This window comes from Amycolatopsis sp. NPDC104819 (assembly GCF_055583145.1).
Window position 1 is genome coordinate 784,864 of sequence record NZ_JBVJON010000002.1, and the last position, 12,567, is coordinate 797,430.

A 12,567-nucleotide genomic window follows, 5' to 3' on the forward strand; every position below is an offset into this window, starting at 1 on the left:
CCCCTCTCCGCTGTTTGGGTATGTCTCCGCTCTCTCCCTCCCTCCCCCCTCTTGTTTTTTTTTTTTTTTTTTCTCCCCCCCCCCCCCCCCCCCCCCCCCCCCCCCCCCAACCCGGCCACCTGCTCAAGCGGGCGTTCCACGATGACTCCGGTCCACGTCGGCGCAGGCCTTAGTCTTGGCATCGTGACGACGGTGGAGATCGCGGCCGGCGCCCTGCGCGGGTCCGAACAGGACGGGGTCAGGACGTTCCTCGGGGTGCCCTACGCCGAGCCGCCGGTGGGGGAGCTGCGGTTCCGCGCGCCGCGCCCGGCGCGGCCCTGGGCCGGTGAGCGTGACGCGACGAAGTGGGCCGCGCGGGCGCCGCAGCCGGAGCTGACCGGGCGGGGCTTCACCGGTGACGAGGACTGCCTCCATCTGAACGTCTACGCGCCCGCGTCGCCCGGCTCGTACCCCGTGCTGGTGTGGATCCACGGCGGGGGCGGCGTGATGGGCGCGCCGCACCAGTTCGACGCTTCGGCGTACGCGCGCCGGGGCGTGGTCGTCGTGACCGTCGGCTACCGGCTCGGCGTCCTCGGCCTGCTGCACCTGCCCGGCGTCGCCGATTCGAACCTCTCCCTGCGCGACCAGGTCGCCGCGCTGGAGTGGGTGCGCGAGAACGTCAGCGCGTTCGGCGGTGACCCGGGCCGGGTGACGCTCGCCGGGCAGTCCAACGGCGGGCGCACGGTCGGGACGCTGCTCGCCGTGCCCGCCACGCGCGGGCTCGTCCATCAGGCGATCGTGCAGAGCGGCACCGGCGTCGGCTCGGTCGTGCACACCCCGGCCGAAGGCGCGGCGGTCGCTTCGGCGGTGCTGTCCGAACTGGACGTTGCCCCGGGCGACCTCGCGACCCTGCCGGTGAAGCGGATTCTCGAAGCGCAGCAACGGGTTTCGGCGGTGTCCGGCACGAAGGTCACCTACCGCGTGGTCGTCAGGGACGAGCTGCTGCCGGAACGCCCGCTCGACGGCGTCCGCGAGGTTCCGCTGCTCATCGGGACGACGGCCGACGAGGAAGACCTCTTCAGCTGGCTGCAGTCCGGTGGCGCGAAGCTCCTGGGCGTCGGCTCGACGATGCTGGACGACGCCGAGATCGAGAAGGCCGTCGCGGCCTACACCGAGCTGCTCGACTGGCCCGCAGACCAGATCCGCAACCGGGCGCTGACCGCGGGGGACTGGTGGATCCCGGCGATCCGCTTCGCCGAGAAGCAGCCGGACGCCTGGATGTACCGCCTCGACTGGCGGATCGCGCCCCGGGGCCGTGGCCTGGGCGCGCCGCACGGGCTCGACCTGCCGCTGGTGTTCGACGACATCGACAACAGGAACTGGCGGTTCCTGTTCGCCGGCCGCACCCGCCCGACCGAGCGTTTCCAAGCGCTGGCAACGGAGATGTCCGGCGCCTGGGTCCGGTTCGTCACCACCGGCGACCCCGGCTGGCCGCGCTACACCCCGGCCGACCGTGTGACGCGCCTCTTCGACGACGTCTCCACGACCGTGTCCGACCCGGACCGCGAGCAGCGCCTGCTCTGGGACTGAGCCGGGGCGGCGCGAACCGCCCCGGCCCGGTTCCTAAACGGTGATCTTGTCGACGTTCGGGCCGCCGTTGGCGGTCGTCGCGGTCGCCTTGATCTTGTTCGTCCCGGCGGTCAGCGTCACCGGGAGGGTGACCGTCTGCCAGGTGTCCCAGTTCCCCGTGCCGCCGAACGCCACGGCCGACGCCACTTTGGCGCCGTTCACCGTGATGTCCATCGGCCGGTTCACCGTGGTGCCGTTGGCGTAGCGCAGCACGACGTTCGCGCTGCCCGCCGCGGCCGCGTCGACCGAGAACTCCACCGCGCTGCCGGTGGTGTTGTCGTAGTTGACGAACCCGGTGCCGGTGAAGCCGTCGTGGTTCGACTCCGCGACGCCGCTGGTGATCGTCGCGTTCTCGGCCTGGTAGTCGGCCGGCGTGCCCGGGTCCGGGTCACCCGGGCCGGTCGTGCCGTCCGCCGGGATCGTCTTCGACCCGGTGTTCCAACCCGCGACCCGCACGGACGGCTTGGCGCCCTTGAGGTCCGCGGTCCGGTACGTCGCCGTGAGCGTGGCCGACTCGCCCGGCCAGAGGCTGACCTGGTTGTCGGTCCACCGCACCGGCAGCACCGGCGCGCCCGCCGCGCCGAGGACGTGCGCGTCGACGAAGAACGCCGGCACCTTGTTCGCCGAGCCGTTCGTCAGCGTCACCTTGGTCGTCGTGGTGCCGTCGCCGTTGGCCGTCGACGTGGCCGTCGACCCCAGCGACACCTGGGCCAGGCCGTTCAGCCCGGACAGATCGGCGTAGGACGACGTCGGCGTGTAGTACCAGTCGCTCGAGTCCCAGTTCAGCGTGTCGGCCTTGGTGGACAGCCAGTAGACGTTGCGGCTGACCTCCTTGCCCGAGCCGTCGGTCAGGACGAGCTTCGCCAGGTACGTCGTCGACAGGCCGCTCACCGAGCCGATGGTCAGCGCAGTGGTCTTCGCGCCGTCACCGCCGACCGCAACGGCTTTGGACTGGGTGAACTTCTCCGTCCCGTCGAGGTTGTACAGCTTCACGGACGCGGTGAGGTTCGACGCCGCGTCGTGGTTGTGGTTGACCACCACGACGGACTTGGTGTCGTACGAGTACTGGATGTGCAGCGGCTCGTTCGCCTTCTTGGCCCCGAAGTAGGAGCCGTTCTGGTCGAGGTAGGCGTCGAACAGCTGCCAGTGCAGCGACGTCCAGCCGCTGTTGAGCATCCAGTAGATGATCCCGGTCGACGGGTTCGAGCTGTCGCTGAAGTTGCGCGAGTGCGACTCGAACTCGGCGCGGACGTTCTCGTACTGCGCCAGCTGCGCCTTCCGGACGAAGTCGTCGAGGCTCGCCGGCTTGCCGTAGCGGCCGGTGAGCGCGTCGCCGAACAGCTTCAGGTTGGCGAACGTCGAAGACGACGACCGGTGGTACTGCGCGGTCGACGGGCTCTTCCACATCGTGTCGAGCTCGCTCGAGGACATCATCCGCTTGAGCGTGTCCATCGTCGGGATGTCCGGCCCGGCACTGGTTTCGGAGTTGAAGCCCCACGCGCCGCCGAGGTCGCTGTGCGCCTTGTCGTACCAGTAGTTCGGCGGGACGTAGTCGTACGGCCCGTTCATCTTCATGCCGGACGCGCCGAGCTGCGGCGACGACTTCGCCGACGCGGCCGGGACCACCGGGGTGGGCCAGTCCGCGGCGCTGAGCGCGTCGAGGTAGTTCTTCTCGATCGTCGCGTCGGGCGCGAAGTCACTGCCGATCAGGAAGGAGATGACACTCGGGTGGTCGCGCAGCCGCTCGGCCTCCGCGGTCATCGACGCCTTGGCGACCGGGTAGTCGGCCGCGGTCCAGGGGTCACCCTTCTCGCTGCCGTTGACCTGGCCTTCCCACTTGTCGCAGCACTCCCAGCCGGGCAGCGTCAGCACGCCCATCCTGTCGGCGAGGTCGAAGAACTCGTCCGGCTCGATGTGCCCTTCCAGGCGCACGGTGTTGAGGCCGAGGTCCTTGACGTAGGCGAGCTTGTCCGCCGCGTACTGCTCGTTCCAGCGCAGGAACAGGTCGGGGGAGTAACCGCCGCCCTTGATCAGCAGCGGGCGCCCGTTGATCTTGTACGACCGGCCACCGCTGGAGTTGTTGGTTGCCGTCACCTGGCGCACGCCGAAGCTCGAGTGCGAGGTGTCCGACGCCGTGCCGCCGACGCTCGCCGTCAGGTCGAGGTCGTAGAGCGGCTGCCCGCCCATCCCGGCGGGCCACCAGACCTGCGGGTTGTCGATCCCGATGACCGGGAACGTGACGGTCTTCTTCTCCTTGGCGGCCAGGGAAACCGGCTGGCTGATCGGCTTGCCGGCGACCGTGCCGGAGACCGTCGTGGAGACGGCGGCCGCCGAGTCGTTGCGGACGTCGGCCTTCACCGTGAGGTCGGCGTGCGTCGTCCCGGTCAGTTTCGTGACGACGTGGCCGCCGCGCAGCGCCACCGGGCCGCTGCGCCGGACGAGGACGTCCCGCACGATGCCCATGTTCTGGTCCGGCGGGGTCTGGGCCCAGTCGATCCAGCCCATCGACAGGTCCTTGTTCGGGTCGTTCGGGTAGACCTTGAACGCGATGCTGTTGGCGCCGGCCTTCACCTGCGCGGTGATGTCCAGGTCGTGACGTGTGTAGGCGCCGTTGACCTGCGTCTTGTCCGCGATCCGGGTCCCGTTGACCCAGACGTCGGCCTTGGACAGCACACCGCTGAAGTCGAGGTAGGTGCGCTGGGTGGTGTCGGTGACGGTGAGGTCGGTGCGGTACCACCACGGGACCTTGAAGTCCGCGGTCGGCACGTTCTTCATGTTCGTCGAGTAGAACGGGTCGGCGTACTTGCCGTTGGCCAGCAGCCCGGCGTAGACGGTCGAGCGCGGCCCGACCGGGTACCAGCCGGCGGTGTTGAAGCCGGGCTTCGAGACCGCCGAGTCGTCACTGACCTGGGCCGACGTCTGGATCAGGAAGCCGGGCACCGCGGTGGCCGGCGCCGCGGCGGTGACCACCGCTCTCGCCTGCTCCTGGCCGGTCGCCGCCGGGACGGTCGCCCCGACCGTGGCGACGGCGAGCACCGCCGCGCCGAGGAGGGTCCGGGTTCTTCTCTGCCGATAGCTCACTTGCGCGCCTCCTAGGCACCGCGGCGGCGAGGGAAAGGTGGCCATTGTTAGTAAAGTTCCCTAACAATTGCGGACGATAGTAGCGGTCCGGTCACCCGGAGAACAGGGGCGTTTCGGTCAGACCCGGCCCGCTCGCCACACCGCCGCGGCACGCAGGGCCAGCAGGAGCGGCAGTGAGCCGTCCTCCCAGATCCGCTGCGGAAGTGCTTCGCTCAGCGGGACACCGGCGGCCAGCGCCGCGCCGATGGTGGCGAGGTCGACGTCGAAGAGCGTCAGCCCGGCGCTGTAGAGGCGTTCCCCGCTGACCGGACGGCGCGCGGCGACCTCGGTGCTGTCGACGGCCAGTTCGGTCACCCCGAAGAACTCCGGCTTGGCGCCGCGTTCCATCCAGCGCGCGAAGCCGACGAGCTTCGTCTCGCGGATGTCCGCCGGTGCGAGCCCGCTCTCTTCGCGCAGCTCCCGGTCCATCCCGGCGCAGACCGCGGTGTGCAGGGCCCGGCGCGGGCCGCCGTCGGGCGTGCGCAGGTCCTGCGGTTCGAGCGAACCGCTGCCCGACGGCGCGAGCAGCAGCCCGCTCACGGCGTTGAGCGTCGACTGTCGGACGGTGACGAGCTTGCCGTCGGTGGTGAACGCGACGGTGGAGACGCCGACGAGGTCGGCCAGCGTGCTGCTGCCGAGCTCGCGGAGCGCGCCGTCGGTGCCGGTCAGCTCGGTCTTGCGGAGGTCGTACTCCTCGCCGGTGTCCGCGCGGGTGATGCGGAGCGTGCCGAGCTCGTTCGAGCAGACCGCGTCGAAGAACCGGGCCCGGTGCAGCCGGATCGGCGCGGGCCGCGCCCCGGTGGCCGGCAGCGGATCGCCGCGCATGCCGACGATCGGGCCGTTGAACAGCAGCCGGCCGCGCGCCCCAGCGGCAGCACGTGCGGCGCGGTCGCCTTGAGGGCGGGCGGCAGCCGGTAGGGCTCCTCGGCGACGGTGATGGTGTGCCGTCCGGTCCGGAGGTCCCGGTCGATGGCGGCGCTGACGAGCGCGGTCCCGCGGGCGGGCACGGCGAGGTACTCCGAAGGCGGATACGCCGACGGCGGCGGCAGTTCGGCCACCGGGAACGGCGCGGCGATGGTGGTGAAGGCGAACCCCGCCCACCGGCGGCGCAGCACCCGGACGTCCCGGGTGAAGGTGGCGACGCCCAGCCCGAGCGCGACGGCCGAGAGCACGATTCCGACGGCGCTCGGCAGGATGGTGACCACCCCGAGGAGCACCCCCAGCCCGGAGGCGGCGACCGGCCACTCCCGGGCGCCGAGGAAACCGAGGTAGTCGGCCTTGGCCCGGGCGCGGCGCGTCAGTTTTCCCATCGCCGCACTGTTTAGCACGACGGAGGCCGTGTGCGTGGCGGGTTTCAGGCCTCGGCCGCCGGCCAGGACGCCGAGGGGAGCCCCGGCCACGCCGACGATCGCGGTGCGCGTGGCGGGTTCAGGCCTCCGCGTCGAGGTAGACCCAGTGGCCGTCCGCCCGGCGGAAACGGCTGTTCTCCTCGAGGAAGCCGTCCCGGCCCCGGTGGCGGTAGTGCGCGCGGAACTCGACGGTGCCTTCGGTGTGCAGCAGCCCGCCCCCGGTGCGGCCGAGGATCTCCAGCCGCGTCCACTCCTGGCCGGCGTCGAGGCTCAGCCGCCGCGGGCGGGTGTCGGGGTGCCAGGTGCGCAGCAGGTAACCGGCGTCCCCGACGGCGAAGGCGCTGAACCGCGACCGCATCAGCAGTTCGGCCGTGGGAGCCGCGAGGCCGCCTTCGTGGAACCGGCCGCAACAGGCGGCGTAGGACTCGGCGAGGCCGCACGGGCAGGAGGCGGGAGGCACCGGGGCATTGTGCCACGCCTCTTGACCGTCCATTGAGGACTATCCCGCGTTGACCGGCTTCCCCGACTCCCGGGCCTCCTGCGCGCCCCGGACGGCGAGGCGGTCCGCTCGCTCGTTCTCCGGGTGGCCCGCGTGGCCCTTCACCCACAGCCACTCGACCTCGTGGCCGCCGATCGCCGCGTCGAGGCGTTGCCACAGGTCCGCGTTCTTCACCGGTTCGCGCGCCGCCGTCTGCCAGCCGTTGTTCTTCCAGCGGGGGAGCCACTGCGTGATCCCGTTGCGGACGTACGTGCTGTCGGTGAACACCCGCACCTGCGACGGCCGGGTCAGGCTCTCCAAAGCACGGATCGGCGCCGTCAGCTCCATGCGGTTGTTCGTCGTCGGGGTCGCTTCGCCGCCGTAGAGCTCGCGCTCGTGGCGGCCGTAGCGGAGCACCGCTCCCCAGCCGCCCGGTCCGGGGTTCCCGCTGCACGCGCCGTCGGTGTAGATCTCCACGTCCACGCGGAGACCCTACCGGTCGCGACCCTCGCCCCCGGCCGCCACGCCGGGTTACGGTGGAGTTCCGGAGCGGAGCGGGAGGCCTCCGATGCACGCGCACGACGACAAGGCGGACGGGGCACTCCTGGCCTACCTCGCCGGCCCCGACCGCGAGTACCTGCTCGCCCAGGGCACCCGCCGCCGGTTCCGGGCGAACGACGTCGTGCTCATGGAAGGCGACCCCTCCGACCACGTCCACGTGCTCGTGTCCGGCTGGGTGCGCGTCTCCACCATCGTCGAAGACGGCCGAGAGGTCCTCTTCGGGCTGCGCGGCCCCGGCGAGGTGCTGGGCGACCTCGCCGCGGTGACCGGCCGGCCGCGGACGGCGTCGGTCCGCGCGATCGAGCCCTGCACCGTCTTCCAGCTGACCGGCGCCCAGTTCGTGGCCGTCCTGCGCACCCGGCCCGAGATCGCCCTCGCGACGATCAAGACGGTCGCGGCGCGGCTGCGCAACGCCGAGTCGGCGCGGGTCGACTCCGCCGCCTTCGACGTCAGCCGCCGGGTCGCGGCGCTGCTGGTCCGGCTGGCCGAGGAGCACGGCCGGGCCGTGCCCGAAGGGGTCGTGGTCGAGGCGTCGCTGTCGCAGGCCGACATGGCCGCGCAGGTCGGCGCCGCCCGGCGGACCGTCGCGCGGGCGCTGCACATGCTGCGGGAGCGCGGGATCGTCGAGACCGGCCGCCGCCGGATCCTGATCCGGGAGCTGCGTGTCCTGCGCGCGTTCGCCCGTTCTGAGCCAAACGGCACACAAGAGCGGTGACAGCGGGCATCTGACTCTCGCCCTCACCCGGCGATTCTGGAGTCCGGCCGGAAAAGAAAAAGATGCCGACCGGCCGGATTTCCTTTCCCGCGGAGTGCCGCACGATTCCCGTCCCCGGTGAAACCGGGCTCCGCCTCGGCCTGGGTACTGCGATGAGGAGGTGTGTGATGGAGAGCCATTCGATCTGGGCCCTGATCTTCGGGGCCGTCTGACCCGCGGCGCAGCCCGGCCGGCCGACTCGTGGGGGGCCGGCCGGCCGGGCCGTTTCGCGAATGCGTGTCCGTGAAATGTCACCCCACGGGGGAACCGCCGCTGGTAATCTGAACCGTTCTTTCCGCACCGGGCCGGGGAGGGGGTCGGATGACGCCGGAGAACGTCTCCCCGTTCGTGCGCGAGCTGAACGAACTGCGCCGCGGCCGCGGGCTCGACGCGGCCGACCTGCACCTGCGGATCGGCACCTGCCTGAGAGCGGCGTGCGGGATCACCGGCACCGACCAGCCCGCCGACGCGCGGCAGAAGCTGGTGCTGCGGCTCACCGAGCTGTGCGGACGGCTCCCGGCCGACCTGCGGCTGGCCGCGCTCGCCGCGTTCGGCCTGCACGAAGAGGCCGCGGGGGAGTTCCTCGACCGCCGGATCTCGTGGCTGGCCAGCGTCCTCGACCGTGACCCGCGCACCGCCCGGCGCCGCATCGACCTCGCCTTCCGGCGGCTCGACGAGCTGCTCGGCGCGCCGCCGCGCGGCCGCGACCTGCACCCGCTGGCCGGCTGGTACGTCGAGTCGATGAAGGCGATGCTCCGGCTCGACCGCGACCCGCCGGACCTGCAGGAGGAACGCCGGATCGTCGCGGAGGTCGACGAGCTCGACGAGCTGGTCCTGCCGTTCAGCGTGCCGGCCGACCCGGGCAGCGACCCGGTGCCGGACATCACCGCGGACGCGCTCTTCGGCGGCGAGATCGTCGAAGCGCGCCAGGTTTCGGCGAGCCACGCGCAGTTCGTCATGCGGCTGCCGAGCCCGTTGCGGCTCGGCCAGCGCCACGAGTACGGCATCCGGTTCGCGCCGCGGCGCACGGCGCTGCGCCCGTACTACGTCCTGACTCCCTTGCGCCGCTGCGAAGAGTTCTCGATACGGGTCCGGTTCGACCGCACCGGCCCGCCCGCGCGGGTGTGGCGGCTCAACGGCGTGCCGGGCCGCGTGATCGACGACGGCGCCGACTCGGGGGACGCGCTGACGGTCAACCGCGTCGGCGAGGTCCGGCTCGAGTTCCACGAGCTGCATCAGGGGCTCAGCTACGGCCTGCAGTGGTCGTTCGACGCCGACGGGGAGTGAGCGGCCGTGCGCACCGACCCGGTGGCCGCGACCGTCGTCCGGATCGGGATCGTCGCGCCCAGCCGCGGCCGCACGGCCCGCGCGGTGCACCTCGGCGCCACTCTCGACGGGGTGCTGGACGAGGTGTTCGACCAGGTCCCCGTCCCGTACCGCACGCCGACGTGGTTCCGCCGGCCGGAAGGCGACCACACGACGCTGGTCATCCCGCCGACGGTGCCGCCGCGGTGGGTCGCGACCGAGCTGGTCGGGCTGGTGGACGACGCGCTGCGCCGCCGCAACCGCCACCTCAACGACTTCGGCAGGCTGCGGCTGCGGCTGGCCGCCGACCACGGTGACGTCGTGCTGCGGCCGCCGCACTTCGGCGGCGCGGCGGTCGCGCTCTCGACGTGGCTGTGCGACGCCGAGGAGCTGAAGGCGGCGATGACGGCGGCGCCGGAGGCCGATCAGCTGCTGATCGTCTCCGACCGCTTCCACGACACGGTGGCCGACGCGGCGGTGTTCCGGCGGGTGGTCGTGCCCACCGGCGGTGAGCGTGAGCTCGCCTGGCTGCGCACGGGTCCGGATACTGGGACGCGGAATACCGGCGAAGCCGACGGGTTGGCACCGTCGTAGCCGAGCGGAAGGGGCCTGCGATGAGCACGTTCACCGAGGACTGGCAGGACTGGAAGACCGAGCGCGAGGCGGACCTCGCGGCGCCGCACGGCTGGCTGGCGCTGGTGTCCCTGGACTGGCTGACCACCGAGCCCCGCGAGTACCCGGGCATCCCGGGCCGCTGGTGGCAGGACGCGGACGCGGCGTACGTCGACCCGGCCGGCGCTTCGCTGACCCACGACGGTTCGCCGATCACCGGGACCCGCCGCTTCGAGCTGGTCAACAGCGGTGCGGGCACGCGCGTGCTGGCCGGCGACGTCGAGATCGAGGTGGCCCGCCGGTCGGGGTACCTGATCCGCGTGCACGACCCGAAGGCCGAGGTGCTGCGCGCGTTCCACGGCGTCCCGGCGTACGAGCCGTCGCCGTCCTGGGTGCTCGAAGGACGCTTCGAGCCGTTCGACTCGCCGCGGCCCACCACGGTGGGCGCCGTGGTCGAGGGCCTGAGCCACGTCTACACGGCGCCGGGCCTGGTCCACTTCACGCGAGACGGCGCGTCGCACACGCTGACCGCGTTCAACGGCCGGAACGGCGGGCTCAGCATCCTGTTCACCGACGAGACGAGCGGCGTCACGACGTACGCGGCGAACCGGTCGCTCCCGGTCGGCGCGCCGTCCGGCGACGGCGCGGTGACCCTGGACTTCAACCGGGCGCTGAACCTGCCCTGCGCGTTCACGGACTTCGCGACGTGCCCGCTGCCGCCGGCGGGCAACCACCTGCCGTTCGCGGTCGAGGCGGGGGAGAAGATCCCGTACGAGCGCGGCTGACTCCCCCGCCCGCGCTCAGTGGGCGACGTCGATGACCACGCGGTTGGGCGCGGTGAGCGTGAAGACGTTCACCGCGGTCCGCGTCCGCACGCCGAGCCCGACCAGCAGCTGGGACTCGAAGTCCCCGATGACGGCGACGGCCATGACGTTGGCGAGGTTTCGCGTCCGGAACTTCCGCGGCCCGGTGTAGGTGAGGTTGCCGCTCTCGTCGTGCATGACGGCGGCGCCGGCGGAGACGTTGATGAAGTACTCCCCGGTCAGCCACACGATTTCCGTGCTCGGGTCGGCGATGAGCTCGTCCACGAGCTGGTAGCTGACGGCGCCGGGCGCGGGCCCGGCGGACAGGTCGAGCACGATCCGGTCGAACCCGGGGTTGTTCCCGGTCCGGATGGTGGTCAGGGCGGGCGTGGCGGGCACGGCCTGCGCGGGCCCGGCGGCGGCGAGCGTCCCGGCGAGCAGCAGCACGACGGCGAGGAGGGTGCGTCGGACGGGTCTGGACATGGTGGACCTCCTGGTGAACCGGCGGAAGTCCCAGCGCTGGGATGTGCGGGGGACGCCCGGTTCGTCCCCGGGTTGCCCGAAAGGCGGGTTTGCCGCCTCAAGCGTTATCCGGCTGCTCCGAACGGGCCGCCGGTCCCCCGGACGCGAGTTCTTCCAGCAGCAGCGGGACTTCGGCCGGCACGCTGAAGTACGACGCCTTGACGCCGTCGGGGTACCGGGCGACGAAGATCGGCGCGACCCGGGCCGGAACCACGCCGTCTCCCTGCAGTGTCGCGGTCAACCGCCGGACCGGCCGGGTGAACCCGCGCAGCATGCGGTCGTCCGCGTAGTCACCCAGTTCGTAGACCTTTTCGCGGCTGACCCGCCCGTCCTGGTCGGGTGTGGCGAGCCGGAGCGCGGCCGCCTGCACGGGAGCTTCCCGCTCGAGCAGGTCCAGAAGCGCCGACAGCGCGGGCAAGGTCCACAGCTCGGCCGGCGGCTCTTCGTCGGCGTCGGCGACCCTTCCGGCGTCGACCGGGGAAGCCTGGTCGACCTCCACCTCGAGGACGGACGCGCGGGCGAGCAGGTCGGCGGGGCGGAGCAGGAACAGCCGCCGGCCGGTCAGCTTGTGGTATTCAAGCGTCAGTTCGGGGCGCGGGCCGACGAAGTCCGACTGCTGGCGCCACCACCAGTCCTCCTTCTCGTCGCGCGTGACGAGAAGGAGGTCCTTGGCCTTTTCCTTGCCGTAGCGGGTGGCCTGGTACCAGACGAGGTAGTCGCCCGCGCCGCCCTCGGGTGTGTCGTTGTCCTGTTTGCCGGCGTCCTTGTAGCCGGGCGGTTCTTCCCCCTCGATGCGCCGGTTCGCTTCGGCGACGCACTCGAGCCATTCCTCGGCGGGCAGCGGTTCGGTGACGCGGCCGGCGAGAAGCTCCTCCAGCTGTTCCAGGATCTGGTCGCCACCGCGCTCGGCGTCCGCGTCCTGGAGAGCGCGCTGCAGCTCGTCTTTGAGGGTGCCGACGAAGTCGTCGACGCGCGAGGCGAGGTCGGCCGACTCGTCGTCGTCGACCCCGACTGCCTTGGCCCACGCGGTCAGCGCGTCCCGCATCGAGCGTCCGGACTTGGCCAGGGCATCGGTGGCCAGCTTGGTCGCACCGCGGGGGCTGCCCTGCGAGCGTTGCCGGTGCCGCCAGAACTCCCGGAGCGCCTGGTGCGGCACGACCAGGCGGTCGTCGAGGCTCTTGAGGGTGTTGATGAGGTCCTGCGAGGTCTGCGGCCGGAAGCGATAGAGGTCGAGAAGGACGTTGGCATCAACGGCGACAACCGCCTCCCGGAGGGCACCGTCGATTTCCTCCGACGACGCGATCTTGAACCCGGCGAATTCCCCGTCGTACAGCCCGCTCATGGGGCCGACTCTGCTCGACGGGGGATCGGGGGTGGAAGGGGAAGCGGTGTTGTCCACCTGGTTGGAGCAGGTGGGAGTGCGTCTTCGGCCGCGGGTTGTAACGCCGCATCGCG

At 71.8% G+C, this 12,567-nt stretch carries 11 protein-coding genes; 5 read left to right on the forward strand and 6 right to left on the reverse strand.

Annotated features, from left to right (window positions below):
- Positions 1 to 183: 183 nt before the first annotated feature.
- Positions 184 to 1,569 (forward strand): carboxylesterase/lipase family protein, encoded by a 1,386-nt coding sequence (locus tag ACZ63E_RS08775; protein WP_465335441.1) that lies wholly within the window; start codon positions 184 to 186, stop codon positions 1,567 to 1,569.
- 33 nt (positions 1,570 to 1,602) lie between these two features.
- Here ACZ63E_RS08775 and ACZ63E_RS08780 read toward each other — a convergent pair whose 3' ends face one another.
- The 4 genes from ACZ63E_RS08780 to rnhA all read right to left on the reverse strand — a co-directional run bounded on the left by ACZ63E_RS08780 (position 1,603) and on the right by rnhA (position 7,038).
- Positions 1,603 to 4,689 carry a glycosyl hydrolase 2 galactose-binding domain-containing protein gene (locus tag ACZ63E_RS08780; RefSeq protein WP_465335442.1) on the reverse strand — a complete coding sequence of 1,029 codons (3,087 nt, stop codon included), beginning with the start codon at positions 4,687 to 4,689 and terminating at the stop codon, positions 1,603 to 1,605.
- Between the two features lie 117 nt (positions 4,690 to 4,806).
- Positions 4,807 to 5,553: a hypothetical protein gene (locus ACZ63E_RS08785; protein ID WP_465335443.1), complete on the reverse strand. Its 747-nt coding sequence runs from the start codon at positions 5,551 to 5,553 to the stop codon at positions 4,807 to 4,809.
- 603 nt (positions 5,554 to 6,156) lie between these two features.
- Entirely contained in the window at positions 6,157 to 6,537 is a 381-nt protein-coding gene (locus ACZ63E_RS08790) for a YchJ family protein (protein ID WP_465335444.1), read from the reverse strand.
- Positions 6,538 to 6,576: 39 nt separating this feature from the next.
- Complete coding sequence (gene rnhA, locus ACZ63E_RS08795; RefSeq protein WP_465335445.1) at positions 6,577 to 7,038, reverse strand: ribonuclease HI; 462 nt, start codon at positions 7,036 to 7,038, stop codon at positions 6,577 to 6,579.
- A gap of 85 nt (positions 7,039 to 7,123) precedes the next feature.
- On the opposite strand from rnhA, the gene ACZ63E_RS08800 reads away from it, so the two are divergent.
- The 4 genes from ACZ63E_RS08800 (at position 7,124) to ACZ63E_RS08815 (ending at position 10,572) form a co-directional block, all read left to right on the forward strand.
- Entirely contained in the window at positions 7,124 to 7,831 is a 708-nt protein-coding gene (locus tag ACZ63E_RS08800; RefSeq protein ID WP_465335446.1) for a Crp/Fnr family transcriptional regulator, read from the forward strand.
- A gap of 360 nt (positions 7,832 to 8,191) precedes the next feature.
- Positions 8,192 to 9,157, forward strand: a complete 966-nt coding sequence (locus tag ACZ63E_RS08805; RefSeq protein WP_465335447.1) for a hypothetical protein — start codon at positions 8,192 to 8,194, stop codon at positions 9,155 to 9,157.
- Positions 9,158 to 9,163: 6 nt separating this feature from the next.
- The gene (locus tag ACZ63E_RS08810; protein WP_465335448.1) at positions 9,164 to 9,769 is read left to right on the forward strand and encodes a hypothetical protein; all 606 of its coding nucleotides are present in this window, start codon (positions 9,164 to 9,166) and stop codon (positions 9,767 to 9,769) included.
- A 20-nt stretch (positions 9,770 to 9,789) separates the two neighbouring features.
- Positions 9,790 to 10,572 (forward strand): DUF1684 domain-containing protein, encoded by a 783-nt coding sequence (locus ACZ63E_RS08815; RefSeq protein ID WP_465335449.1) that lies wholly within the window; start codon positions 9,790 to 9,792, stop codon positions 10,570 to 10,572.
- A 15-nt stretch (positions 10,573 to 10,587) separates the two neighbouring features.
- Here ACZ63E_RS08815 and ACZ63E_RS08820 read toward each other — a convergent pair whose 3' ends face one another.
- Entirely contained in the window at positions 10,588 to 11,073 is a 486-nt protein-coding gene (locus ACZ63E_RS08820; RefSeq protein ID WP_465335450.1) for an AMIN-like domain-containing (lipo)protein, read from the reverse strand.
- Positions 11,074 to 11,170: 97 nt separating this feature from the next.
- Complete coding sequence (locus ACZ63E_RS08825) at positions 11,171 to 12,454, reverse strand: PIN-like domain-containing protein (RefSeq protein WP_465335451.1); 1,284 nt, start codon at positions 12,452 to 12,454, stop codon at positions 11,171 to 11,173.
- Positions 12,455 to 12,567: the final 113 nt, after the last annotated feature.